Origin of the sequence: Pseudomonas sp. MUP55 (assembly GCF_034043515.1) — a bacterium.
Taxonomy (GTDB): domain Bacteria; phylum Pseudomonadota; class Gammaproteobacteria; order Pseudomonadales; family Pseudomonadaceae; genus Aquipseudomonas.
In genome coordinates, this window is sequence record NZ_CP138214.1 from 4627426 (window position 1) to 4653860 (window position 26435).

Below are 26435 nucleotides of genomic sequence, written 5' to 3' on the forward strand. Positions count from 1 at the left end.
TGCAACGGGATACGTCAGGCGAACAGCTTCTGCACGTTGCTCATCGCATCCTCGGCGAACCCTTGCAGGAATGCCTCGAACGCCGGCACGTCTTCCGGGCCGCCGGTGTAAGGCTGGCCAATGATGGTCCAGGTCGCCAGGCTTTGGTCGGCGCCCTGCGGCACCACTTCCATGACGGCCCACAGGTTGCCGATATTCAGCGAGGTGTAAATCAGCGACCAGGTCATGGTCATGCCTTCGTTGTCATGGCTGTTGAGTTGCTCGATCACCACATTGCCGTCCTTGAACAGCTTCTTGCGCACCGAGCGAACGCCCTCCCCTGTCATCTCAATGTGCGACAACGCCGGAATAAACTTCGCGAAACCGGAAAAGTCACCGACGACATTCCACACGCTGCGCGCATCGCCATTGACGGTGACGCTGGCAACCACAGGGTTGCCCACCGGGTTGCGTACCAGGGTATCGGGTTCAAAATGTTGCATGAGACAGCTCCTTTTTTTTGCTCAGATGAAATCGATTTGCTTGAGGTAGTCGCAGCCTTTTTGCAGCAGCGCACTGTTCTTGGCCGGGTAGTCTTCACCCATGCTACGGATGCCTGAGAGCGCATTGCGGTACTCGATCATCGAGATATCGCCGATGTCTTCCTCAAACCCATTGAGGTAAAAGCCAACGACACCGAACAACGCGTTGTCACTGTCGATCGCCGACAAGCGCTGCTGCCATTGTGTCACCGGGACCATCTGGAAATCGTGACCAGCGGCGCGAAACGCCTCCAGGTAATGCGTCCAGCTCAGGGGCAGCGGGTTGTGCAGGTTGAAGACCGCCTTGGCGCGGTTATGCCGGCTGGCGTGGAAGGCAATGAACCGAGCGAGGAAGTCCACCGGCATCAGGTCGAAGTTCAGCGCCAGCTCAGGCACTTCCTTAAGCTGCAATGAGCCTTTGAGCATCAGCATCAACCGGTTCTGATGGGGTTGGCACACACCGGTACGCGTATTGAAGGCAATGTTGCCCGGACGATAAAGGTTGACCCACACCCCCGACTCACTGGCGTTCCACAAGATGCGCTCGGCCACCCATTTGGACAGGTTGTAGCCATTGCGGATGTAGATCGGCGGCGTGAACGCCGGGGGTTCTTCCAACACGCGCCCCTGCTCATCCACCGTGCTGGAGGCGGACAAGGTGGAAATGAAATTGAACACCTTCTTGCTGCGCCCTTCACACAACTGCAGGCATTCCAGTACGGGCGTGACGTTGTCCTTGACCAGCGACTCGTAGTCGAGCACGTGGTTGACGTTGGCCGCGTTGTAGATCAACACGCCGTATTCACGGTCCAGCCATTCGTAATCCGCTTGCGACAGCCCCAGCCGAGGCTGGCTGATATCTGCCGCCAACACCTTTACCCGACTGAGGTCCAGGTGTTCGAGACGGTTCTGAATCAACGCGTGTTCGAAACGCTGCTGGGCACTCATCCCCGCCGATTCGCGCACCAGGCACGCCACTTCAGTGCTGCCCAGCTCCAGCAGCGCCTCAACGATATGCACACCCAGAAACCCGTTGGAACCGGTGACGATAACCTTGTGCAGATTGCCCAGTCGGCTGATCGGCAACACGTCCAGCTCAGGCCTGAGCATCGCGTCACGCAATGCCTGGGGGCTGACCGTGGCGGTGGCCTCGACGTCCTGGTCGATCAGATTGGCAAGATTGATCAGGGTAGGTTGTTCAATAAAACGGTTGATCGACACGCCCTTGCCGAACGTCTCGCGAATGCCCATCAGCATTTGCGACAGCAGGATCGAGTGGCCGCCGAGGTTGAAGAAACTGTCATCCACGGAGATGTCGGCGCCGGGCATGTCGAGCAGTGTCGACCACAGCCCGAGCAGGGTTTCCTGGGTAGGGTTCTGCGGTGCCTGACGTGGCCCCTGGGTTTTGTAATTGACGGGTAGATTCTTCAGGGCCGAGCGGTCGACTTTACCGTTGGCCGTGGCCGGCAGGCGTTCCAGCAGGCAGTAAGCGCTGGGGCGCATGTAATCGGGCAAATGCATGACTGCGTAGGCCTGCAGCTGTTCGCTGGCCGCGTGCCCGTCACCGCCTTGGGGCTGGGAGAAAAACGCCAGGATGCGCCGCTGCTGATCGATCACGACCGCCAACTGACGAAACAACTGGCTCGATTGCAGCAAGTGTTCGATTTCCTCCGGCTCGACACGAAAACCACGGATCTTTACCTGGTTATCCAGGCGCCCGATGATCTGGATGCCGTCTTGGGTCCAGCGCGCCAGATCCCCGGTGCGGTACAAACGCAACAGCTGGCCATCGGGCAATTCGTGCAGGCGGTACCGTTCGGCCGTCATCTGCACGGCGTCCAGATAACCCAGGCCCACCCCCGGCCCGGCGATGTGGATCTCACCACTGCCACTTTGCCCTACCGGCAGGCCATCTTCGTCGAGCAGGTAGATCGCGGTATTGGCAATCGGCACGCCGAGGTTGCGATTATTGTCGCCGGGCTGGAAGGTGCGGCATGTGGCAAGTACGGTCGTTTCCGTGGGCCCATAAATGTTATGCAGTTGGCAGTGGCCCACCAGTTGCTCGATGACATGGGGCTCGCACACATCTCCGCCCGTCACCAGATGGCGCATGCCGTACAGCGATTCGAGCGGGAGAATGCTGAGCAAGGCCGGTGGCAGGAAGGCGTGAGTCACTTGCTCCTGCTCAATCAGCTCGGCCAGCGCCACCGGGTCGCGGCGCTGGTCCTCGGTGGGTACGATCAACTCGGCGCCCTGGATCAGCGTCGGGAAGATGTCGAGCAGCGAGGCATCGAAGTTGATGGTGGAAAACTGCAAGGCCCGGCTGTCACGGTCCAGCTCCACATAGCGGGCATACCACGCGCAGAAGTGACTCAGGTTGTCGACCGTCAGCAATACGCCCTTGGGTTGACCCGTGGTGCCCGAGGTGTAGATCGCTACACAGGGTGCCGCCCCTGCCAGCGGCACGCGCAGCAGGCTTTGATCTGGCGCGAGGGCCACGCGGCTGTAACCTTTGGCGCCGTGGTGGAAGAAATCCAGGTGGCCGATGTCCAGGGTCGTCAGGCCCGGGAGCGGGTTGCTGGCTTCGGTGTCCTGGATCAGCAAGCTGGCGTTGGCATGTTTGAGGATCGCGCCACGACGCTCCGCCGGATGGTTCGGGTCCAGGGGCAGGTACACGGCGCCGCAGCCGATCACCGCCAGGATCGCGGCATACAGCGCCGTGCCCTTGGGCAACGAGATGCCCACCACGGTCAGCCCCCCGGCCTGCGCTTGCAGCAAAGGCTGCAGGCGTTCCTGAATCGCCACGCTGTAGGCGTGCAGTTGGGCGTAGGACATGCCGTGCCCGTCGACTTTCAAGGCACTGCGCTCGGCATTGGCCAGCAGGCTGTCGGCCAGGCGCTGTACGAAGGGTTGCCGGGCTTCCTGCAGCACCCCGATGTTGGCAGTGGCATTGTGACGATGCTGCCAGGCGAGCCGATCCAGCGCGATCAGGCTCAACAGTCTGTCGGCAGATTTCGCCGGCTCACGCGGCGCCTCAAGATAGTCGGCGCTGCGCGAGTAGCGGCCAATGTGCACACTGGCCAACTCGACCATTTGCGCGATGGCTTCCTGCGCCCGGTCGGCCCCGTTGCCGGACGCGTCGGCGCCGACTTCACGGCGCCCCAGCGTCATCCAATCACCCTCCCCCGCACGCCATAGGCACTCAAGGTGCAAGGGCGCGAACACATCGCCGGCATCGTCGGACCGCATCCGCAAAGACAGACGGTGACATGTCGGATAGTCAGGGAACCGTGTCGTGCTGGCGTCATCGATCACCAGGTCCGGCGCCGCCAACCGGCGCAGCTCGTTGGCGTTATCAGTGGGCAACAGATGCGTCGTGTGCCCCATCTGCTCCAGCTCTTGCGTCAGGCAGGCGAGCGCATGGCTGCGCCCGCACAGAACGATATCAAGATGTCTCATTGAAGTTCTCCTCTAGCGCAGATAATCGGCGAGCGCTTCCTGCATGCAGGGAGCGTCGAGCATGGCGCTGTGTTTGAAGAATCGAACGATGTTGCCCACCAGCGGATGCGTCGGCGTGATCGGAAAACTCATGCCCTCGACTTCCTCACGCAACGCGGCCTTGACGGAGGCGCTCACCGGCAACTGCTCGATCAAGGCAAAATCGAACCCCTGCTGGATCTCGTTGGTCAGGTACTCGCCGAGGAACACCGGCATGATCGCGGCCAGCGAGCGCTTGTCTTCCTCGCTCGCGGTGCGCCAATAAATGCGCGTCAAGTTGGCCCAGAAGCCGGAGTGCCGCCCCTCGTCCGCCAAGTGGTCTGCCATCAACCCCTTGACCGACGCTTTCACCGAGTCGTCCCGGGCAAACGCCGCAACATCGTTGGTCAGGGTGTTTTCGGCAATCGCAACGCAGATCAGCTCGACAGCCGCTTTAAGGTGCTCGGGCGCCATCGCCAGTGCCTTGGGAATCGAACGGCTGAGTTCGATTTCCGCGGGCAAGTCAATGGGCTCGATCCCGGTCAGTTCGATGGTCTGTTGCATGTAATCCATCGCCACTAGCGCGTGGTAGTCCTCGTCAACCACCACGGTCATCGCGTCATACCGACAGGCAAACGGGAAGCGGATGGCGAAGTTGTCCTTCGCGATACTTCGGGCCGTTTTATCGACGATTTCCGTTTCGAAAATCACCACGTCGTTAATGAACTTGTACAAACTCTGAACGAGCACGAAGTGCTGCAAGTGAGCACACTCGCGAATAAACGTTGCACCCATCACCAGCGGTTGGCGACTGATTGGGAATATTAACTTTCCATCATCTTCCAAACGACGCCTCGGCCGCGTACGAATCGTCGCCCGCTCCTCCCAAGACTCGGAAAATGACTGATATTCTTCAGCTCTCATGAATCGTTCCCTTTGTTCATGATGGTCAGTAATAGTGCACTTCAAACAACAGGCAACCGTCTTTCGAATTGAACGGTCCGTGCTCGGTGTGCGCCGCCCTGAAGAAGTAACCGCCATCACGGTAGGTTTTCTCGGGACGCTCTTTACTGGCTAACTCTGTCTGGTCGCCTTCAATCAAATACACTTCTTCGTGATAGTCATGTGTATAGATTTCACGGGTGCCGCCGCCCGGATGGAAGCGCACCAGTCGCGTGCGAATCCCGGTCTTATTGACAGGGTCCAAGGTGTCCTTGAATACCGTCAGGGTGATACCGCGCTCGGATGTCACCTCGACCCATTGGGCCTGGTCAGCTTCGATGACTTCTACGTTCATGCCACGCACTCACTGACATTTTCGCGCATGGCCACGCGCAAGTTGTCCCACAGCGCCAGGCGACTTTGCACTGCAGCGATGGCCGACTCATAGACTTCTTCCTGGCGCTGGGCATCACCGTTGACCAGCCGCGCGAGCAGGCTTTCGGCGGCCGGGCCGTGATCTTCGGAGTCGACTTCAATATGGCGCTGCAGGTAGTAGCGGAACGTTGGTGCGTCGTCGGCAGTGATGTCCCAGTCATCGAGAATGCGTTGGAACATCTCTGGAATGACGCTCTCACGCCCATGCAGAAACGCGGCGGCGACACTGTGCGTCGACGCGTTGATTGCGGTTTCGATGGTATCGGTCACAAAGGCGGAAGCCGCCAGGCCTGCGTCGCAACGGCTCAAGGCGGTCTGCAGATCGACCCCTTCACGCATCAGTTCGACGAAGAATTCGATCTTGTCGGTGCTGGCGCCCACTTCACGCATGGCGTGCAGATAGAGTTCGAAGTGGCTGTAGTGACCACCCTGCAGGTTTTGGTCAGACTCTTCGCCGAGGATGATTTCGTTGATCAGGTGAGCGGCCGCCGGGTCCAGTGGAGGCAGCCATGGCAGACGAGTACAGGTCAGGTCCTGCTGCAGGCGCTTGGCCAGGGACATGAAATCCCACACGGCAAAGACATGGGTTTCCATAAAGGCGCGCAAGACGGGCAATGAATTGATTTCAGCAAATATCCGATGATTGCCCAGTTCCGTTTTCTTTGCATTCAATAGCGACTTTTTATCTTCCATGCTGCTCTCCTTATCAGGCTTAGTTGCGCCCTGGCGCCTCGACATATACCCACCCGCCTTATTTAAGGCATGAGCAGGCTTATCTCGCCGTTACCGGCCAGCACGCGATACATTTCAATTAGATTACAGGGTGATACTTCATTGGCCCGAGAGGTCAGCCGCCGAAGCAAGACGAAACTTAGAGGAAGTTCATTACCATCAGCAAGCGTTTTCTGGAAAAATATTACAAATTATTTCAAAACCACAAAACACACAACAACAGAAGCCCGATCAAAGTTATAAACATCAACTTTGTCGGGCGATAGTTTACCTACTCGCGGATCGCGAGCATTGGCAAACTTCATGTCATTGCTAAGTTAGCAATCAACTAAACCGTTAACAGGCCATTCGCCTTTTTACCATTCAAGTTCCCTCTTGTTCGTTGAGAAGAGCCGCGCTCACTTGCCGGCTGTGTGCATTCAATTCTTTGCTTGCTGACGTAAAGCCAATGCCGCCACACCGCACAGGATCAAGGCGACACAGGACACGTAGAACGCATCGCTGTAGGCCATCAAGTAGGCCTCGCGACGCACGGTGTGCATCAGGCCCTCAAGGACTTGCTGCTGGGCGGGCAACAGTTGGTTGAAAACGAATTCTTCGCTGTCCACCATGCCCGCGCGCAGGCGCTCCTGGAACGACGGGGAAAACAGAGTGATCGATTCGCCGACACGCTCGGAATGAAAGCGCTCGCGCATGGCGACGATCTGCGTCAGCCCGGCAGTGCCCACGGCCCCACCCAGGTTGCGCAGCATGGAAAACAACGCCGAAGCGGAACCGGCTTCATCCTTGGCCAGCCCCGACACGGCCAGCACTGACAGCGCCACCATGATCAACGGCTGTCCGATACCCCGTACCACGGTGGACGGGATGATCACGTTGGCGGCGCTGTCCACGTCCAGGTGCGCGCCGAGATAACAGCCCAGGGCCATGATGAAAAAGCCGCTGGCCACCATCAGCTTGGGGTTGAGCCATTTCATCAGGCGCGGCATGAACGGTGCCAGTACCAGTTGCACCATGCCGTAGGCAATGAGGCTGATCCCGATTTCCCGGGCGTTGTAGCCCTGCAATTGGGACAGGTAATTGGGCACCAGAAACACCAGGCCGAACGTGGCCCCGCCAAAAATGAACATCGCCGCGCTCGCCACGCCGAAGTTGTAGCTTTTGAGCAAGCGCAGGTTGATGAATGAGCGGCTGCCGTACAGTTGCGACAGCACGAAGTACACCAGGGCGACGCCGGCGGCCAGTGACATCCACACGATGAAGTCGGAGCCGAACCAGTCTTTGCGCCCGCCTTCTTCGAGCACGATCTGCAATCCGCCCAGGCCGACGATCATGGCCAGGATGCCGCCCCAGTCGCCGCGTTTGAGCAGGCTCAGTTGCATGGGTTTGGCATCGATGGACCACGCCACCGCCAGCAGCAGGAGAATGCCGGGGGCCAGCTGCAGGTAGAAGATCCAGCGCCAGGAATAGGCATCGGTCAGCCAGCCGCCGATGGACGGCCCGGCAGCCTGGGCCACACTGTTGGATAACGCGAACAGGGCCATGCCCATGGCGATCTTGCTCGGCGGCAGCTCGGTGATGATCAGCTGGAACGACAACGGGATCAGCACCGCGCCGGCGGCACCCTGGATCACCCGAATGATGATCATCACTTCAAGGTTGGGCGCCCAGGAGCAGGCAATCGAAGCCACCAGAAACACAAACGAGCCCACCAGCATCACGCGGCGCAGCGAGAACACCTGCACCAGCCAGGCGGTCAGCGGGATCATGACGATTTCCGCGACCAGGTACGCCGTGGAGATCCACGAACCCTCTTCGAAGGTCGCCCCCAGCGAGCCTTCGATTTCAGGCAACGCGGCGCTGGTGACGTGCACGTTCATGCCGGCCATGAAGCAGCCGAACAGCCCGCCGATCACGGCCACCCAGGCGCGAAAGGAGACGGTTTTCTCGCCAGCCTCAGTCATGCGCGGCGCCCTGGACAGTGGGACGGGTATCCACCGTGGTGACCACCGACATACCCGGCAGGATGGGGCCGCCGTCATCGTGCTGATCAATCATGATCTTCACCGGAAAACGCTGCACGATCTTGGTGAAGTTGCCGGTGGCATTGTCCGACGGCAGCAGCGCGAACACCGCCCCCGAGCCGGGCGAGAAACTCACCACATGGCCCTTGAGCTTGCGTCCCGAATAGCTGTCGACGCTGATATCCACCGCTTGCCCGGCGCGCATGTCGCGCAATTGGGTTTCCTTGTAGTTGGCCACCACGTAGGCCTGCTGCAAGGGCACCACCGCCAGCAGCGGCAGCCCCGGCGCGACGTACTGGCGGGTGCGCACCTTGCGCTGCCCCACCACGCCGTCGATCGGCGAGCGGATCAAGGTGTCTTCCAGCGCATGGTCCGCCAGTTTCAACTGGGCCTCGGCCTGGCCGCGCCGGGCTATCTGCTGCTGCAGCGAGGCATCGGCCAATTGGCGTCGGGTAATGGCGACGTTCAGGCGGGTTTCCTGCTGGCGCTGCATCGCCCGGGCAATTTCCACCGCGGCGCTGGCCTGGGTGTAGCTGGCAGCCGCGCTTTCCAGACGTTGGGCGCTGGCGGCATGTTCGCGCACCAAGCCTTCATAGCGACGCTGATCCAGGCTGGCGCGGCGCAACTCCGCCCCCACGCTGCGGGTGTGCGCCTCAGCCTGAGCCACGCCGGCCTTTTGCTGGGCGATCAGGCTGTCGGTGACTTGCAGGTTGGCTTGCTGGGCAGCGATGGAGGCGTGCACTTCGGCCAACTCTGCACGGGCCTGGGCCAAGCGCGCCTGGTAATCGCGGTCCTCGATGCGCACCAGCACATCGCCTGCCTTGACGGGCTGGTCGTCCTCCACCAGCACCTGGGCCACGTACCCCGACACCCGTGGACTGATGGGAATCCAGTCGGCACGCACGTAGGCGTCGTCGGTCTGTTCCAGGTAGCGCCCAACCGTCATCCAATACACACCGAACGCCACTGCGCCGATCAATAACGCCGCACCACCGAGCAGGATCAGGTTGCGTTTGCGGCGTTGCTTGCGGGCGTGCATGAGTTGTTCGAGCACATGCTCCTGCTCATCCTGCACAGTGGTTTTTTCATCAACAGCGATATTCATGGCTGGGTACCGGAAAAAGTGACAGAGGCGTGAGTGGGCGCAGCAGCAGGGGTGGGGGTGGATTGCCAGCCGCCGCCCAGGGCGCGAAACAGACTGATCTGGCGCTGCAGCAACTGGCCGTCGGCATCGGCTTGGGTGGCTTGCAGGCGGATCAGCTCACGCTCGCTGTCGAGCACGTCGAGAAAGTCGATGGAGCCGGCTTCGTAGTTGAACTGCGCCAGCTGGTAGGCGTGCCGACTGCTCTCCAGGGCCTGACTCAAGGCCGCGTGGCGTTGACGCTCGCCGTCGTACAACGCCAGGGCCTGGCGCACATCCTTGAGGGCCTTGAGCACGCTCGCCTCGAACTGCGCGACCTCCACCTGCTCAAGCGCGCGAGCCTGGTTGACCCGTGCACGGTTGGCACGCCAGTTGGGGAATTGCCAGGTAATCAGCGGGCCAATGCCGAACATCACCGCGCTGCTGTCCCCCAGTTCATGGGGTTTGCTGGCAGAAGAAGACACGGATGCACCAAAGGTCACCTTCGGGTACAGGTCGGCCTGGACGATATCCACTTGCAACGTGGCCGCTTGCAGCGCTCGCTCGGCCTGGCGAATATCCGGGCGGCGCGCCAGCAATTGCCAGCCATCGCCCACCGGCAGCGCGCCAGTCAGTTGCGGCACCACTTCGCATGTCGCAGCGCCCGAGCCCTGCTCCAGATCAGCCACGCCGGTGAGCATCGCCAGCTCGTACAACGCGGTCTGGCGGCGCGCCTCCAGCATGGGCAGCAAGGCCAGGGTTTCGCCCTGCAGGGCCTGCATGCGGCTGTATTCAAGATCGGTCACCACACCGGCCTGACGCTGGCGATCGGTCAATGCCAGGCTGTGCCCGACCACTTCCAGCGAATGGCGCTGCACCTTGGCGCGCGCGCCCAGGGCGCAGGCATTCACGTAGGCGCGGGTGGTTTGCGCGGCGACCGTGATGCGCAGCAGGTCTTCGGCATCCTGAGCCGCCGCCGCCTGCACCTGCGCCCGTTCGATGCTGCGCTGGACCTGGCCCCACACATCCACCTGGTAAGCCAGTTCGAAGCCAGGGTTGAAGGCCCACTGCGATGGCGCGTGGCTGTCGGTGGCCTTGGCCAGGGTCTGATCGTCGGCCGTCTTGCCATAGACCGCGCCCACTGACGCTTGAGTGGACGGCCAGCGCTCGGCGTCGGCTTGCATGATTGCGGCCAGCATCGACTGCACATGAGCCTGTGCCGCCGCCAGGTCGCGGTTGTGCGCCAGCGCTTGCTGCACCAGGGCGTCGAGTTGGGGATCGTTGTACAACTGCCACCAACGGTCGGGTAAGGGCTGGGCCGACACACCTTGCGGCAGGCGGCTCAACGCATCGATGCGCTGGGGGTGCGGTTGCGCCGGCGCATGGGCCACCCACGAGGAACACCCCGCCAACCAGACGACGGCCGCGCCCAGGAGCGAAAGACGGCTGTGCCGCATGGAAAAAGAAGGCGAACCCATCGCAGAAATCCAGAGTGCTAAGTAGAGACGCAGGTTAAGAGAGCACCGCGCTGCGCATCTCCCGAGTTCCAGACAACCATCGTTTCGATTGGGACAACCTGCGCGCGCAGGCTGGATCTTGAGCGCTCGCCGAGCAGACGCACGCACGCATGGCCCTGCGCGAAGGCGGGCCATGTCCAGTAGGAAAAAAACGTGTGAGCGCGAGGTCCGATCAGACCAGCCGGCAGTTGCTGGGGGTGTAGCCCATGGTGCGTTTGAACATTGCGGTGAACGCGCTCGGGCTCTGGTAGCCATGCTCGAGCGCCACTTCCAGAATGGACACGCCACACGCCAGGCGCTGCATGCTGAGCAGCAGCCGCGTGCGCTTACGCCACTCGCCATAACTCATGCCCAGCTCTTTCTGGAACAGCCGAGCCAGGGTGCGCGAACTCATATTGAGTTGTACCGCCCAGCTCTCCAGTTTCGACTCCTGGGATGGGTTGTCGATAAAGTCGGCACACAGCGACTTGAGCCGCGGTTCGTCCGGAATCGGCACATGCGCCAAAACCCTCTGCGCGCGGTCGAGTTCGGAGAAGATCAGGTCGACGATCTGCACATGACGCAGCACGGCCGGCTCGCTGTCAGGCGTTTCGGCCGCTGCGATGATCAACTCACGCAGCAGTGGTGACACGCGTATAACGTGGCATTCCTCGGTCAAGGCACGGTGCGCGCCGGGGGTGATCAGCAACGTGCGCATGCGCACCTCGCCCGTCATGCGGATCTGGTGCTCCTGCCCCGACGGCACCCACAGCGCGTGCCCGGAAGGCACCACCCAGGTGGTGCCGACGACCGATACCAGCATCACACCGTTGATGGCGTAGACCAGTTGGCCTTCGTCATGCCGATGCGAGGCAACGATGTCGCCATGACCGTAGTTACCGGTAAGCGCCGCCAATGCGGTGTGCGCATTCATCTCAGGAAGGCACCGCGGCAGTCACCACGCTGAGCAGGCCCAGGCGCGATGCACGGTTGACGGCGCTCGTCACTGCCTTGAGGGACGCCAGCAAGATGCTGCCATCGCGGGCGGCACCGAACAGCAACTGGTTGTTCACGCGGATCTCCACATAGGCCAATGCCTCAGCCTGGGCACCGTCGCGGGTAGCATGTTCGTGGTAGTCGGCGATGTCGAAGTGGATGCCGCGTTGCGCGAACGCATCGACCAGCGCCGCCAGCGGACCATTACCTTCGCCGCTCAGCTCGAGGGGGCGCTCGCCACCTGTCAGCGTGCCTTCCAGATACGTCACGTTGCCTTCGCTGACCAGTTTGGGCTGCAGCAAGGTGTAAGGCTTGCCTTGATCCAGATAGTGCCGGGTAAAGCAGGCCAGGATCATCTCGCCACTGACTTCCTGGCCCGACGCATCGGCTTCCTGCTGAACCAGGCTGCTGAATTCAATCTGCAAACGGCGCGGCATCACAATGCCGTGCTGCTCCAGCAGATACGCCACACCACCTTTGCCCGACTGGCTGTTGACGCGAATCACCGCCTCATAGCTGCGTCCCATGTCGGCAGGGTCAATCGGCAGGTAAGGAACTTCCCACAGCCCATTGGGATTGGCTTGGCGGGCAGCAAAACCTTTTTTGATCGCGTCCTGGTGCGATCCGGAAAACGCGGTGAACACCAACTCCCCTGCGTAAGGATGGCGCGGGTGCGTGGGCAGTTGATTGCAGAATTCGACTTCGCGCTGCACATGGATGATGTCCGAAAAATCCAGTTGCGGGTCGATGCCGCTGGTGTAGAGGTTCATTGCCAGTGTCAGGATGTCCACGTTGCCGGTTCGCTCGCCGTTCCCGAACAACGTGCCCTCGACACGTTCGGCTCCGGCCAGGCACGCCTGTTCGGCGGTCGCAACCCCAGTACCCCGATCGTTATGCGGGTGAACACTGATGACCACGCTGTCGCGCCGGCTGAAATGCCGGCAGAACCATTCGATCTGATCCGCGAAGACATTCGCCGTAGAGACTTCCACGGTGGTCGGCAGATTCAGGATCATCTTGTTCGACGGGGTCGGTCCGAAGGCGTCCGTCACCGCCTCGCAAACCTGCAGCGCAAAATCCAACTCAGTGAAACAGAAGGTTTCCGGGGAATACTGGAACGTCCATTGGGTATCTGGATTGTTGTCCATGTGACGCTTGATCTCGCGCGTTGCCTGGGTGGCAATGTCGATGCAGCCGGCGCGATCAACACCGAACACCACCTCTCGAAATACCGGCGCGGTGGCGTTGTACACATGCACGATGGCTCGCGGGGCGCCTTTCAGGGCTTCAAACGTGCGCTCGATCAAATGGCTGCGCGCTTGCGTCATTACCTGGATAGTCACATCGTCGGGAATCGCGCCACTGTCGATCAACTCACGCACGTAATCGAAATCGGTCTGCGACGCGGCAGGAAAGCCCACCTCGATCTCCTTGAAGCCCACCTTGACCAGCAACTCGAAGAAGCGGCGCTTGCGCTCGGCATTCATGGGCTCGATCAAAGCCTGGTTGCCATCACGCATATCGACACTGCACCAGGTCGGCGCTGCCGCCTGCACGATGCTGGGCCATTGGCGGTCAGGCAGATCCACGGTGGTGAAATGGCGGTATTTGCTGGAAGGGTCCTTGAGCATCATGTCGCTTCTCCTTTTTAGAATTGATCGCCGACGTCGCGCGCAGGCTGCCTGAACGCTTTACGACATTGGATCCAATACTAAACGCAGTGAGCTTGACATGAATTGCGTATTTGGGTCGATAAAATGAAAAAAATTATATAAAAAACCAAATATCGGTTGAATATTGGTTAGTATTTTTAAGATTGGTATTTTAATGGCAAGAAAAAATCGATAAGCCGCGTTGATTCGGCTCATCCAGCTGCAGTGAGAAGGGCAATAAGGGGGTTATTCAGGAGAAGAGACGCGATGGCGGTCTGGCCGCCCACTTCGCAGGGCCGTTGGCTGATTTACGAGCCGATTGCCAACGGCCGAATGACAGGCAAAAAAAAACCCGGAAATCCTCACTTGCGTGGGCCTTCCGGATTTTCTAAACCGCCAAATATGGTGGGTCGTGTGGGATTCGAACCTACGACCAATTGGTTAAAAGCCAACTGCTCTACCAACTGAGCTAACGACCCGCTGTGTGGTGGCGCGTATAATACTGATTTCTAAGGATTATTCAACACCTTATTTGAAAATAATTCAGAATTTGTACGCAGGCCCCTTGATTCGGTGGGCTGGAGCGCCCCGCGCCACCGTCTGATCGGTCGTATCAGCGCCCTGGTTCGTCGTTCCACAGGTATTTGTGCAACTGCAATTGCAGGCGTACCGGCAGGTTGTCCGCAACGATCCAGTCTGCCAATTCACGGGCGTTCAGGTCGTGATGGCTTGGGGAAAATAGCACCTCGCCCGCGCGTCGCTCCAGGCCATACTGGATCAGCTTGGAGGTCGCCCAGTCATAATCCTCACGCGAACAGATGACGAACTTGACCTGATCGTTAGCCGTCAGCAAGTCGATGTTCTCGTAGCGGTTGCGGTGGGCTTCCTTGGAGTCGGGGGTCTTGAGGTCGACCACCCGACTCACACGCGGGTCTACCGCAGAGATGTCCAAGGCGCCGCTGGTTTCCAGCGAGACCTCGTAGCCGGCGTCGCACAGTTGCTTGAGCAAGGGAATGGCATTGGGTTGCGCCAACGGCTCGCCGCCCGTCACACAGACGTAGCGCGGCCGGTAGCCGGCAACCTGTTCCAGAATGTCTTCAAGGGTACGCACGGTGCCGCCGCTGAAGGCGTAAGCGCTGTCGCAATATTGGCAACGCAAGGGGCAGCCGGTAAGCCGTACAAATACGGTAGGCAGCCCTGCGGTGCGCGTTTCACCCTGTAATGAGTAAAAAACTTCGGTAATACGTAATGTGTCTTGCATAGTCGCCACGGGCGTAACAGCTAAACAGGCTGTCCGCCTCCGTCAGGCACTTCAGGGGATTGCGCCAACGCGTCAACCCCAGGAAGCGTGTTTCATAAAAGGGCGTGGATTCTAACGAAAAAACCCGCGCCAGGCGCGGGTTTCTTCTAAACGGGCTGCATGGCTTACAAGCGTTGCAGATCCCGCTGGGCCAACTGCGCAGCAGAAGTACCCGGATACTGAGCAACAACCTGCTGCAGAATGCCTTTGACCTTGTCGGTATGACCCAGTCGACGTTCTACGTCAGCCAACTTGTACAGCGAATCCGGTACCTTGGCGTGCTTGGGATACAGCTGGCTGACCTTGGCGAAAGCCTGGCCTGCCCCCTGCAGATCACCCTTTGCCAGGTTGACCTCACCCAACCAGTATTGGGCGTTGCCCGCGTACTGGCTGTTGGGGTACTTGCGCAGGAATGCGGTGAAGGCCTGGCTGGCCTTATCGAAGTCCTTGGCCTTGATCAGGTCGAAGGCTGCATCGTAATACAGTTTTTCCTTCGCCGGATCACCCGGTTCACTGCTGGCAGCCGGGGCCTGGCTCGCTGCCGCGGCCCCCGCTGCTGCGCCACCGGCGGCGGCACTGGGCGCGCCACCGGCAGAAGAATTATCAGGAGTAGCGGCAGGTGCAACACCGGCTCCAATACGTCGATCAAGATCCTGGTAACGCTCCAGGCCTTCTTGCTTAAGCTGGTTCACTTGATTCTGCAGAACTTCAATGGCGCCTTGTTGCTGGGCCAATTGATCCTGCATGCGTTGCAGCTGGTTGAACAGTTCGCCCTGTGCCGAAGGCGCGGCCGTAGCCGCCCCCCCAGCATAGGCGCCGTTCGTGCCATAACCCGCTGGCGGATAACTGCTGCCGCTATTGTTATAGCCAGAGTTGTTATCCGTTACAGGAACCGCAGCCCACACCGAAAGCGGTGCGAGGCTGAGAGCCAATACAGTTAAAGCACGACGGCACGTTCGCATGACGAATTACTTACGCAGTTCGACGCGACGGTTCTGAGCCCACGACTGTTCGTCGTTGCCAGTTGCAACTGGACGCTCTTTACCGTAGGAAACCAGTTCCAGTTGGCCTGGAGCAACACCTTGCAGTACCAGGTAGCGCTGAACGGCTTTCGCACGACGCTCGCCCAGTGCCATGTTGTACTCACGAGTACCACGGGCGTCAGTGTTACCTTCCAGAACAACGCGAGCGCCGTTAGCTTTCAGGTCCTTGGCGTGAACGTCCAGAGCGCGCATGGCTTCTGGCTTCAGGTCCGAACTGTCGTATTCGAAGTAGAAAGTGGTGATCGCGCGCAGAGCAGCTTCTTCGCTCAGGGAGCCGTCAACTGCACCAGTGTTAGCGCCGTAACCAGCGTTTGGATCAACAGCTGCGCCTTCACCGGCATTGTCGCCGCCTTTAGAGGAGCAACCAACGGCTACGGACAGAGCCAGAGCCAGAGCAGCAAACTTACCAAACTTCAGCATTTCCATCGTGAAACTCCTAATGAACCCCAGTGTGTTAAGTACTTCTTTTTGTAGCGCCGCGTCAGTTCAGGTAAGGGGACCAGGATGGTTCTCTGACTTCGCCTTGTGCGGTAGGAAGCGGGAGCCTTACGCGTCCATTAATGGACACGAGCATCAAGACTCCCCGGCCCTGCTGGCGGGTGGCGTAGATTACCATGGTGCCGTTGGGCGCAACAGTGGCTGACTCATCAAGGTTGGTATCTGTAAGGATTTTTACGGTTCCGCGCTGCAAATCCTGGGCCGCAACCCGGAAATTAGTGAAACCATCCTGACGGTGAATCATCACCAACGTCTTTTCATCGGCCGAAAGCTTGGGGTTGGCGTTGTAGTTACCGATAAAGGTCACACGTTCCGCACCGCCACCACCCACGCTGGCTTTATAGATTTGTGGCTTGCCGCCTCGGTCGGAGGTGAAGTAGATGGTCGAGCCATCCTTACCCCAGAACGGTTCGGTGTTGATGCCCGGGCCGCTGGTCACGCGAGTGAGTTGGCGCGATGCCATGTTCATCACGTAGATGTCCGGGTTACCGTCTTTGGACAACACGAATGCCAGGCGCGAACCATCGGGCGACCAGGCTGGCGCGCCGTTGAGGCCTTCGAAGTTGGTGATCTGCTCACGACGGCCAGTATCGATGTGCTGGACGAAGATACGCGGACGCTTCTGTTCGAACGACACGTAGGCAATGCGCTTGCCATCCGGCGCAAAACGCGGCGACAGAATCGGCTCGCGCGATTGCAGCAGGGTCACGGCGCGGGCGCCGTCATAGTCCGAGCGCTGCAGGGTATAACGGGTGTTGTCTACGGAGAAACGCTCAGCGGTGACGTACAGCATGCGTGTCGAGAACGCACCCTTGATACCGGTGAGTTTTTCAAACGACTGGTCCGAAATGTAGTGGGCCATGTCACGCAGTTGCTCGGCGGTACCCGAAACATTGCCGGTCAGGACCTGCTGCTCGGTGGCCACGTTGAACAAGGTGTAGGTGATTTGCAGGCGACCGCCGGCCGGCGTGATGTTGCCGACCATCAGGTACTGCGCACCCACCGCCTTCCAGTCACGGAACACGACTTCGCTGGCCTGGTTGGGCTGGCTGATCATGTTGCCTTTTGGAATCGGTGCGTAGTAGCCGGAGTTGCGCAGGTCGTCGCTGACGATCTGGGCCATGTCGTCCGGCAGCACGCTGCCGCCCTGCCAGCCGAACGGTACTACCGCGATCGGGGTGGCCCGATCGCTGCCGCTGGTAACCAGGATGTTCTTTTCATCCGCCGCCGCTATCCCTGCCATACAGCAAATAACGACAAGCATTCCTCGAAGAAGGTTTCTCACAAGGCTAGATCCTCAGGTGTGAATGTCATCTTGAATGAACGATAGGGAGCGAAGTCGCTTGGTTTCATTCCCTGCATCTCGGTCAACCGGCCAATATTCTTGACTGCGGCAACCGCCGAACTGTCGAACGAACCGTCACCACTGGACTTGGCCACGCTGACCGAAGTCACCGTGCCGTCCGGCAACATGCCGATCTGCAGCACTACTGTCATGCCTTTACGTGCCGAAGGTGGACGTGTCCAGCCTTCCGCTGCCCGAGCCCGGATCAGGTCATCGAAACTGCCCGCGACTTCATCGCCACGCTCATCGGCCAAGGCTTGCTGACGCTGCGGCGTGTCGGAAAGCAAATCTGCCAGGGCCTGGGCCTTTTTCTCTTCGGCGGATTTACGTGCTGCTTCCTGGGCCTTTTTCTTGGAGGCGTCGGCGGCAGCTTTCTTCTTCGCATCATCGGCGACTTTCTTCTTCGCCTCGTCTGCTTCAGCTTTTTTCTTGGCGTCTTCGGCGGCTTTCTTCTTCGCGTCTTCGACAATCTTCTTCTTGGCTTCCTCAGCGGCCTTTTTCTTGGCCTCTTCTTCGGCAGCTTTCTTGGCTTCTTCTTCGGATTTCTTCTTGGCTATATCAGCCAATTGTTTCTCTTCAGCCTTTTTGGCTTCGGCAGCTTTCTCGGACTTCTTGGCTTCATCAGCCTTTTTCGCCTCGTCAGCTTTCTTCGCCTCGTCAGCCTTTTTCGATTCCTCGGCCTTTTGAGCCGCCTCTTCTTTCTTTTGTTCCGCAGCAGCCTTCACCGCTTCCTGCTCGACCTTCTTCTGTTCCATCTGCTCGACTTCGGTCTGGCGCGCAGCCGACTTCTGGGCCTCACCCGCAATCTTCTGATTGGTCTGGGTGGTGGCCTGACTTTTCGATTTCAGCTGATACAGGGTCGCCTGCACGATCGGCTTGGCTGGCGGCAGGTCCGGGGTCATGGCAAAGCTGACAAACAGCATGCCAAACACCAGGACGTGCAGGGCTATCGCCCAAACACCAGGCCAGAAGTAGCTTTCCGAGGCGGACGGCTCTCGCTGTTGCTGCATCAGGGCGCCTCGGTAATCAAGCCAACGTTACCGACGCCGGCCTTCTGCAGCCCGCCCATGGCGCCCATGACGGAGCCGTAGTCGACCGACTTGTCACCGCGAATGAACACCTGGGTGTGCTTGCCGCCTTCGTTGCCGGAGCGAATGATCTTGGTCACGGCGTCAGTCATGGCCGGCAAGGTCAGGGCCTTGTCCTGCTGCTTCTGCGTGTCGACTTCGCTGCCAAGGTTCCAGTAGTAGGTCTTGTCAGCCTTGATCGAAATGGTCAGGACCTGAGTGTTGTTGTCCTGCGGCAAGGCTTCACTGGAAACCTTGGGCAGATCAACCTTCACGCCCTGGTTGAGCATCGGCGCGGTCACCATGAAGATCACCAGCAGCACCAGCATCACGTCGATGTAGGGCACTACGTTCATCTCGGCGACCGGCTTGCGCTTTTTGCGAGCTCGAGCGATTAAAGCCATTGGGAATTACCTGCTTATTCTTCGCTGGTGTGCACTTTACGGTGCAGGATCGCCTGGAATTCATCGGCGAAGGTGTAGTAACGGCCAATCAACGTTTCGCTGGTGGCGGCAAAACGGTTGTAGGCGATTACTGCGGGGATAGCGGCGAACAGGCCGATCGCGGTGGCGATCAAGGCTTCGGCAATGCCCGGGGCCACGGTGGCCAGGGTCGCTTGCTGGGCCTGGGCCAGGCCCCGGAAGGAGTTCATGATGCCCCATACGGTACCGAACAGGCCGATGTAGGGGCTGACGGAACCGACGGTCGCCAGGAACGGCAGGCTCTGCTCCAGCTTCTCTTCTTCACGGGAGATGGCAACGCGCATGGCGCGGGCCACGCCTTCCATCACGGCTTCCGGGTCAACGCCAGGCTGCTGGCGCAGGCGCGAGAACTCCTTGAAGCCGGCGCGGAAGATCTGCTCGACGCCCGAATCCGGGTCAGGGTTGCTGCCGGCCTGGCGATACAGCTTGGACAGGTCGATGCCCGACCAGAAGCGCTCTTCGAAGCTCTCGAGGGCACGTCGACCGGCACGCAGCAGGTTGCTGCGCTGAAAAATCATGACCCAAGAGGTAACCGATGCGGCTACCAAGGTCAGCATGACCAGTTGCACCACGACACTGGCATTGCTGACCAGGCTCCACATGGAGGAATGGTCGACGACGGTAGGTTCCACGCTAAATCTCCTGCTTTGATTGTTTACCCGCGCCGCTCACGGCGGCAAAGGCCGCACGTAGAGTTTCGGGAATGGCCCGAGGTTTCAAACTGTTGGTGCGAACACACGCCACCAGGAACTGCCCCTCACAGAGCAGCGTTGCATCCGTTGCCCGCCTGACCTGCTGCTTGAATCGCAGGCTGGCACGGTTCAATTCGATGACTTCAGCACTGACCAGCAGCTCATCGTCCAGTCGCGCCGGTGCGTGGTAACGCGCCTCGCTGGAATGCACGACGAATAACAGGTCCTCCCCGGCCAGCAAGGATTGGGCAAAGCCCAGTTCCCTTAGCCGCTCGGTTCGAGCCCGTTCCATGAATTTCAGGTAATTGACGTAATAAACGATGCCGCCGGCATCAGTGTCCTCGTAATAAACGCGACAGCGATGTGCGAACGACTGATCCCCGTTTTGCGCGCGCATACTCTAGTGCTTACTCCTCAGGTTGCCAATCCGGCTGGGCAACTGTTTTTTCATTCCTGAAACTTTCTTCAGTGACTCAAATGACGACGCCAGACACTGGGACAGCACAAACTTCAGATAAATCGCCCAACGTGGCAAATACCCAGTAAGAGCGAGCTTGCTCGCGAATCACCTGAGCGCCGCGTACAACCAGACACACTGCATCATCGTTGACGTTTTTCGCGAGCAAGCTCGCTCCTACAATTTTTTTAATCGTCTACTGCATCGAGAAATTCGTCTACCACGGGCATCTCTCCCAATCGTGACGGGATGTTTAGCCCGAAGTGCAGGTAGGCGTGACGCGTTACCACCCTGCCCCGTGGCGTACGCATGATGTAGCCCTGCTGGATCAGGTAGGGTTCCAGCACATCCTCAATGGTATGACGCTCCTCACTGATGGCGGCGGCCAGGCTGTCCACACCCACCGGGCCACCGTCGAATTTCTCGATCATGGTCAGCAGCAGACGCCGGTCCTGATGATCGAAACCATGCTCGTCGACGTCCAGAAGGTTCAACGCCAGGTCCGCGACCGCCTTGGTGATATGCCCCTTGGCGCGCACCTCGGCAAAATCGCGCACCCGACGCAGCAGACGGTTGGCGATCCGTGGCGTACCCCGGGCGCGGCGGGCGATTTCGAAGGCGCCCTCCGGGTCCAGCGGCAAGCCGAGGATACTCGCCGACCGGCTGACGATAGTCGCCAGGTCCGCGGTGCTATAGAACTCAAGACGTTGAACGATACCGAAACGGTCTCGCAGCGGGTTGGTCAGCATGCCCGCACGTGTGGTCGCGCCCACCAGGGTGAACGGCGGCAGATCGAGCTTGATCGAGCGAGCGGCCGGGCCTTCGCCGATCATGATGTCGAGCTGGAAATCCTCCATCGCCGGGTACAGCACTTCCTCGACGATGGGCGATAGCCGGTGAATCTCGTCGATAAACAGCACATCGTGCGGTTCGAGATTGGTCAGCAGCGCGGCCAGGTCGCCGGGGCGCTCCAGCACCGGGCCGGACGTGGACTTGATCGACACGCCCATTTCCTGGGCGATGATGTTGGCCAACGTGGTTTTACCCAGGCCCGGCGGGCCGAAGATCAGCGTGTGGTCCAGCGACTCGCTGCGCCCGCGCGCGGCCTGGATGAACAGCTCCATCTGCTCGCGCACGGTGGGCTGGCCGATGTATTCGGCCAGGCTCAGGGGGCGGATGGCGCGGTCCTGCACTTCTTCACGGTCGCGCGGGCCGGTGGCCGCGATCAGACGATCAGCTTCAATCACTTAAATCATTCCCTTCAGGGCTCGGCGGATCATGTCTTCGCTGCTCAGGTTCTTGTCCTTGATGGCCGACACCGCTTTGCTGGCCTCCTGCGGCTTGTAGCCCAGGGAGATCAACGCACTGACGGCATCGCTTTCAGCACTGGCGACCGGGGCCGCCGGCATGTCCGGCTGATTCGGTACCAGGGCGAACATGCTCGGCACCACCTCCCAGGCCTTGAAACGGTCCTTGAGTTCCACCAGCAGGCGCTCGGCGGTTTTCTTGCCGACACCGGGGACCTTGGTCAAGGCCGAGGTATCCTGGGCCGAAACCGCTCGCACCAGCTCGTCCACTTCCAGGCTCGACATCAATGCCAGGGCCAGCTTGGGCCCCACCCCATTGAGGCGAATCAGTTCGCGAAAGAAATCACGGTCGCGCTTGCCAATGAAACCATAGAGCAATTGCGCATCTTCGCGCACCACCAGGTGGGTGTGCAGCGTCAGCGGCTCGCCCACCGACGGCAGGCGATACAGGGTGGTCATGGGCACTTCAAGCTCGTACCCCAACCCGTTTACATCCAGAATCAGGTGCGGCGGCTGTTTCTCAGCCAGGGTGCCGCGCAAGCGTCCAATCACGGTTCAGATCCTTAAAGCGTGGGGGCCAGATAAAGGCTGACCGCACATTTCGATTGCGCTGATGCTATCAGAGACGCAGGCGTCCGCCACGACTGCGTGCCGCGCCCAAGCCATGGGGCAGCAGGCTGGAGCGGGTGTGGGCGTGGCAAATGGCGATGGCCAGGGCGTCGGAGGCGTCGATCTGTGGCTTGGCGGTGAGTTTGAGCATGTGCATGACCATCATCTGCACCTGCTCCTTATTCGCCCCACCGGTACCGACGACCGCCTGCTTGACCTGGGTTGCGGTGTATTCGGCGATTTCCATGCCCTCCTCGGCCCCGGCCACAATCGCCGCGCCGCGGGCCTGGCCGAGTTTCAACGCCGAGTCGGCATTCTTGGCCATGAAGACTTTTTCGATGCCCATCGTCACCGGGCCGTAGGTCTGGATGACTTCACGCACGCCGCGATAAACGATCTGCAAGCGTTCGGCCAGTTCACCCGCGCCGGTGCGGATGCAGCCCGAGGCGACGTAGACGCAGCCACGCGGGGTCTGTTGCACCACGCCAAAACCGGTGATGCGCGAACCGGGGTCGATACCTAGGATTAAAGTCATAACGCCTGCGGGTTGGGTAAACACATTTCTGATACACCGAAGTTCACATGTGGGAGGGGGCTTGCCCCCGATGGTGGTGGTTCAGTCTATTTATAAGTAACTGACACACCAGCATCGGGGGCAAGCCCCCTCCCACATTTTGACCTCATCGCTTTTTAGACTAGCTGCTCGGCCACGGATTCCGGGATGTCGGCATTCGAATAAACGTTCTGCACGTCATCCAGGTCTTCGAGCATGTCCAGCAATTTCAACACTTTCTGCGCACCGTCCAGGTCCAGTTCGGCGCTGGTGGTCGGCAGCATCACGATTTCCGCGTCCGTGCCTTTGAAACCAGCAGCTTCAAGGGCGTTACGCACCGCGTAGAAGCTGGCGAACGAGGTGAATACGTCGATGGAGCCGTCTTCGTTGGTGACCACGTCGTCGGCGTCCGCCTCCATCGCGGCTTCCATCAGCGCGTCTTCGTCCGTGCCAGGTGCAAAGCTGATCTGCCCCTTGCGCTCGAACAGGTAGGCCACCGAACCGTCGGTGCCCAGGTTGCCACCGCACTTGCTGAACGCATGTCGAACCGCCGCTGCGGTACGGTTGCGGTTGTCGGTCATGCATTCGACCATCACCGCCACGCCGCCCGGGCCGTAACCTTCATAGGTCAATTCGACCATGTCGTCGGTGTCGGCGGCGCCGGCACCACGGGCCACGGCACGGTCGATAATGTCGCGGCTCATGTTGGCGCCGAGCGCCTTGTCCAGCGCCAGGCGCAGACGCGGGTTGGAGCCCGGGTCGCCGCCACCCTGACGGGCGGCGACGGTCAGTTCGCGGATCCACTTGGTGAAAATCTTGCCTTTCTTGGCATCCTGACGCTCTTTGCGGTGCTTGATGTTCGCCCACTTGGAATGGCCAGCCATAACACAACTCCGAAATTCTCTAGAAACCTTTATCCATCCCGCTCCAGGCGGACGTCTCGTGTTAAGTGCAGCCCTTGTAACGCAAAGGCGCATCCGAAGATGCGCCTTTAAGACTGCGTAAACCTCAGTGCGCTTTCACGCAGCAGCCTTACTCAGCCTTCGGCGTCTCGCGCAGGCGGATGTGCAGTTCGCGCAATGCCTTGGCGTCCACCACACCCGGTGCCTGGGTCATGACGTCCGCAGCACTCTGGGTTTTCGGGAACGCGATCACTTCACGGATCGACTGGGCGCCGGTCATCAGCATCACCAGACGGTCCAGGCCGAAGGCCAAGCCACCGTGCGGTGGCGCACCGTACTTGAGGGCGTCGAGCAGGAAGCCGAACTTCTCTTCCTGTTCCGCTTCGTTGATGCCCAGCAGACGGAACACCGCTTGCTGCATCTCCTTGCGGTGGATACGGATCGAACCGCCACCCAGCTCGGTGCCGTTGAGCACCATGTCATAGGCACGGGACAGCGCGCCGGCCGGGTTGGCTTCCAGCTCCTGCGGCGAGCACTTCGGCGCGGTGAAGGGGTGGTGCAAGGCGCTGAAGCTGCCGTCGTCGTTCTCTTCGAACATCGGGAAGTCGACTACCCACATCGGTGCCCATTCGCAGGTCAGCAGGTTCAGGTCGTGACCCAGCTTGATGCGCAGCGCGCCCAGGGCTTCGCTGACGATCTTGGCCTTGTCGGCACCGAAGAACACGATATCGCCATCGACCGCACCGACGCGATCGAGGATCACGTTCAGGTTGGCTTCCGGGATGTTTTTCACGATCGGCGATTGCAGACCGTCAACACCGTTGGCGCGCTCGTTGACCTTGATGTACGCCAGGCCCTTGGCGCCGTAGATGCCGACGAACTTGGTGTAATCGTCGATCTGTTTGCGCGGCATGCTCGCGCCGCCAGGCACGCGCAGGGCGGCGATGCGGCATTTCGGGTCGTTGGCCGGGCCGCTGAACACCTTGAAGTCGACGTCCTTGAGCTGGTCGGCCACGTCCACCAGTTCCAGCGGGTTACGCAGGTCTGGCTTGTCGGAACCGTAACGGCGCATGGCCTCTTCGAAGGTCATGTGCGGGAATTCGCCGAACTCCAGGTCCAGCACTTCCTTGAACAGGTTGCGGATCATTTGTTCGGTGAGGCCCATGATCTCTTTTTCATCGAGGAAGCTGGTCTCGATGTCGATCTGGGTGAATTCAGGCTGGCGATCGGCGCGCAGGTCTTCGTCGCGGAAGCACTTGGCGATCTGGTAGTAACGGTCGAAGCCGGCCACCATCAGCAGCTGCTTGAACAATTGCGGCGATTGCGGCAACGCGAAGAACGAACCGGCGTGGGTGCGGCTCGGCACCAGGTAGTCACGCGCGCCTTCAGGCGTTGCACGGGTGAGAATCGGCGTTTCGACGTCGAGGAAACCGTTCTCGTCGAGGAAACGGCGGATGCTGGTGGTCATGCGCGAACGCAGACGCAGCTTCTCGGCCATTTCCGGGCGACGCAGGTCCAGGAAGCGATAACGCAGGCGGGTTTCCTCGCCAACGTCGGAATATTCGTTCAGTGGGAACGGCGGGGTTTCCGACTCGTTCAGCACTTCCAGCTCATAGCCCAGCACTTCGATGCCGCCGGACGCCATGTTCTTGTTCACGGCACCGGCCGGACGCAGGCGCACCTTGCCGGTGATTTTCACGACGTATTCGCTGCGCACGCGGTCGGCGGCGGCGAAGCTTTCGGCGCGGTCCGGATCGAACACCACCTGGGCCAGACCATCACGATCACGGATATCGAGGAAGATCACCCCGCCGTGGTCGCGGCGACGGTGAACCCATCCGCAAAGGGTGATTTCCTGACCTTCCAGGGTCTCGTTCAGTTGGCCGCAATAGTGGCTGCGCATCATGGTAGTGGTTTCACTTCTCGTAATTCGAAATTCGGTGGCAGGCCTGCCTCGTCACCGTACATTAAAGCAGGGGACGGATAATGCAGGAGCCTGCGCGTAGAGTTCAACTCAGTCTGCTTTGTCGCCGCCCGCCAGGTTCTTCTTGGCGCCGGTCTTGAAATCGGTCTCGTACCAGCCGCTGCCGCTCAGGCGAAAGCCCGGCATGGACAACATCTTCTTCAACTCAGGCGCCTGGCAGGCTGGGCAATCGACCAACGGCGCGGCGCTGATCTTCTGAATGGCTTCCAACTGATGACCACAGGAAGCACATTGATAGTCGTACATGGGCATGGAGATGTCTCGGCGATCAGATCGTTACTGCGCCACGCCCTGCCGTTGTGCATAAAGCCCCGGCATGCGCAGCAAAGCGCGGGATTATATCTGGTAAATCGAGGCAGCGCAGCCGGCTTTCTGCCCGGAACCCAGCCCGCCGGCAGGAAGGGCTGGGCCCTGGAACATCGAATCACATCGGCCCGTTGGCGCCAGGACGGTCTTTCAACACATGAACGACGCACACCACCCGCACCAGACCGCTGAAGTTCTTCACACCGCCATAACGCAAATGCACTTCCCGATCGACATAGGACAACAGCGCACTGACCGAGCAGGTGTTGAGGGTGGCTATCTCCGTAAGGATATTCCAATAGACCTGCTCAAGCCTCAGGCAGGTGGAAAACCCGTTGAGCCGCACCGACCGCGACAAGGGTCTGGCGAGCCCCATGTCGAACCCCTTAGCGAAAGGGTCGACCTTTATCTTGTGAAAACCGCAGGTTTCCACGCTCTTACCCAATCCACACGACATACACCTGACACTCCCTTGCCAAACCGCTGTCCACGGGT

General features: G+C 60.0%; 25 protein-coding genes and 1 tRNA gene. All 26 read right to left on the reverse strand.

What is annotated here, in order from left to right; all coding sequences use genetic code 11:
* Positions 1–14: 14 nt before the first annotated feature.
* Positions 15–482: an SRPBCC family protein gene (locus SC318_RS20845; RefSeq protein WP_320428289.1), complete on the reverse strand. Its 468-nt coding sequence runs from the start codon at positions 480–482 to the stop codon at positions 15–17.
* Positions 483–503: 21 nt separating this feature from the next.
* On the reverse strand, positions 504–3980 hold the full coding sequence (locus SC318_RS20850) for an amino acid adenylation domain-containing protein (RefSeq protein ID WP_320428290.1): 3477 nt from the start codon (positions 3978–3980) through the stop codon (positions 504–506).
* A gap of 12 nt (positions 3981–3992) precedes the next feature.
* Positions 3993–4922: a diiron oxygenase gene (locus tag SC318_RS20855; RefSeq protein ID WP_320428291.1), complete on the reverse strand. Its 930-nt coding sequence runs from the start codon at positions 4920–4922 to the stop codon at positions 3993–3995.
* 25 nt (positions 4923–4947) lie between these two features.
* On the reverse strand, positions 4948–5295 hold the full coding sequence (locus SC318_RS20860; protein WP_320428292.1) for a DUF4437 domain-containing protein: 348 nt from the start codon (positions 5293–5295) through the stop codon (positions 4948–4950).
* Positions 5292–6068, reverse strand: a complete 777-nt coding sequence (locus SC318_RS20865; protein WP_320428293.1) for a DUF3050 domain-containing protein — start codon at positions 6066–6068, stop codon at positions 5292–5294. The genes SC318_RS20860 and SC318_RS20865 overlap by 4 nt, the downstream gene beginning before the upstream one ends.
* A 458-nt stretch (positions 6069–6526) precedes the next feature.
* Positions 6527–8071, reverse strand: coding sequence for an MDR family MFS transporter (locus tag SC318_RS20870; RefSeq protein ID WP_320428294.1), 1545 nt, complete (start codon positions 8069–8071; stop codon positions 6527–6529).
* Positions 8064–9236: an HlyD family secretion protein gene (locus SC318_RS20875; RefSeq protein WP_320428295.1), complete on the reverse strand. Its 1173-nt coding sequence runs from the start codon at positions 9234–9236 to the stop codon at positions 8064–8066. The genes SC318_RS20870 and SC318_RS20875 overlap by 8 nt, the downstream gene beginning before the upstream one ends.
* Complete coding sequence (locus tag SC318_RS20880) at positions 9233–10729, reverse strand: efflux transporter outer membrane subunit (protein WP_320428296.1); 1497 nt, start codon at positions 10727–10729, stop codon at positions 9233–9235. The genes SC318_RS20875 and SC318_RS20880 overlap by 4 nt, the downstream gene beginning before the upstream one ends.
* A gap of 211 nt (positions 10730–10940) precedes the next feature.
* The gene (locus SC318_RS20885; RefSeq protein ID WP_320428297.1) at positions 10941–11681 is read right to left on the reverse strand and encodes an AraC family transcriptional regulator; all 741 of its coding nucleotides are present in this window, start codon (positions 11679–11681) and stop codon (positions 10941–10943) included.
* A 1-nt stretch (position 11682) separates the two neighbouring features.
* Positions 11683–13377, reverse strand: coding sequence for a 2-isopropylmalate synthase (gene leuA, locus SC318_RS20890; RefSeq protein ID WP_320428298.1), 1695 nt, complete (start codon positions 13375–13377; stop codon positions 11683–11685).
* 421 nt (positions 13378–13798) lie between these two features.
* A tRNA-Lys gene (locus tag SC318_RS20895) sits at positions 13799–13874 on the reverse strand.
* Between the two features lie 134 nt (positions 13875–14008).
* Positions 14009–14656, reverse strand: a complete 648-nt coding sequence (gene queE, locus SC318_RS20900) for a 7-carboxy-7-deazaguanine synthase QueE (RefSeq protein ID WP_320428299.1) — start codon at positions 14654–14656, stop codon at positions 14009–14011.
* Between the two features lie 164 nt (positions 14657–14820).
* Positions 14821–15657, reverse strand: coding sequence for a tol-pal system protein YbgF (ybgF, locus tag SC318_RS20905; protein ID WP_306494414.1), 837 nt, complete (start codon positions 15655–15657; stop codon positions 14821–14823).
* Positions 15658–15663: 6 nt separating this feature from the next.
* Positions 15664–16164: a peptidoglycan-associated lipoprotein Pal gene (gene pal, locus SC318_RS20910; RefSeq protein ID WP_003193861.1), complete on the reverse strand. Its 501-nt coding sequence runs from the start codon at positions 16162–16164 to the stop codon at positions 15664–15666.
* 55 nt (positions 16165–16219) lie between these two features.
* Positions 16220–17500 (reverse strand): Tol-Pal system beta propeller repeat protein TolB, encoded by a 1281-nt coding sequence (gene tolB, locus SC318_RS20915; RefSeq protein ID WP_057723839.1) that lies wholly within the window; start codon positions 17498–17500, stop codon positions 16220–16222.
* Between the two features lie 17 nt (positions 17501–17517).
* Positions 17518–18591, reverse strand: a complete 1074-nt coding sequence (gene tolA / locus SC318_RS20920; protein ID WP_124359617.1) for a cell envelope integrity protein TolA — start codon at positions 18589–18591, stop codon at positions 17518–17520.
* Positions 18591–19043: a protein TolR gene (tolR, locus tag SC318_RS20925; protein ID WP_161793227.1), complete on the reverse strand. Its 453-nt coding sequence runs from the start codon at positions 19041–19043 to the stop codon at positions 18591–18593. The genes tolA and tolR overlap by 1 nt, the downstream gene beginning before the upstream one ends.
* 23 nt (positions 19044–19066) lie before the next feature.
* Positions 19067–19762 (reverse strand): protein TolQ, encoded by a 696-nt coding sequence (gene tolQ, locus SC318_RS20930; RefSeq protein WP_015885609.1) that lies wholly within the window; start codon positions 19760–19762, stop codon positions 19067–19069.
* A 1-nt stretch (position 19763) separates the two neighbouring features.
* Positions 19764–20219, reverse strand: coding sequence for a tol-pal system-associated acyl-CoA thioesterase (gene ybgC, locus SC318_RS20935; protein ID WP_124364183.1), 456 nt, complete (start codon positions 20217–20219; stop codon positions 19764–19766).
* Positions 20220–20467: 248 nt separating this feature from the next.
* Entirely contained in the window at positions 20468–21526 is a 1059-nt protein-coding gene (ruvB, locus tag SC318_RS20940) for a Holliday junction branch migration DNA helicase RuvB (protein ID WP_003193867.1), read from the reverse strand.
* The gene (gene ruvA / locus SC318_RS20945; RefSeq protein WP_159955520.1) at positions 21527–22138 is read right to left on the reverse strand and encodes a Holliday junction branch migration protein RuvA; all 612 of its coding nucleotides are present in this window, start codon (positions 22136–22138) and stop codon (positions 21527–21529) included.
* A 67-nt stretch (positions 22139–22205) separates the two neighbouring features.
* Positions 22206–22730: a crossover junction endodeoxyribonuclease RuvC gene (ruvC, locus tag SC318_RS20950; RefSeq protein WP_320428300.1), complete on the reverse strand. Its 525-nt coding sequence runs from the start codon at positions 22728–22730 to the stop codon at positions 22206–22208.
* A 155-nt stretch (positions 22731–22885) separates the two neighbouring features.
* Positions 22886–23632 (reverse strand): YebC/PmpR family DNA-binding transcriptional regulator, encoded by a 747-nt coding sequence (locus SC318_RS20955; protein ID WP_320428301.1) that lies wholly within the window; start codon positions 23630–23632, stop codon positions 22886–22888.
* A 148-nt stretch (positions 23633–23780) separates the two neighbouring features.
* Positions 23781–25556: an aspartate--tRNA ligase gene (gene aspS, locus SC318_RS20960; RefSeq protein ID WP_073522935.1), complete on the reverse strand. Its 1776-nt coding sequence runs from the start codon at positions 25554–25556 to the stop codon at positions 23781–23783.
* Between the two features lie 108 nt (positions 25557–25664).
* Positions 25665–25886, reverse strand: coding sequence for an FmdB family zinc ribbon protein (locus tag SC318_RS20965; protein ID WP_003193872.1), 222 nt, complete (start codon positions 25884–25886; stop codon positions 25665–25667).
* A gap of 172 nt (positions 25887–26058) precedes the next feature.
* Positions 26059–26397, reverse strand: coding sequence for a ribbon-helix-helix domain-containing protein (locus SC318_RS20970; protein WP_320428302.1), 339 nt, complete (start codon positions 26395–26397; stop codon positions 26059–26061).
* Positions 26398–26435 lie beyond the last annotated feature (38 nt).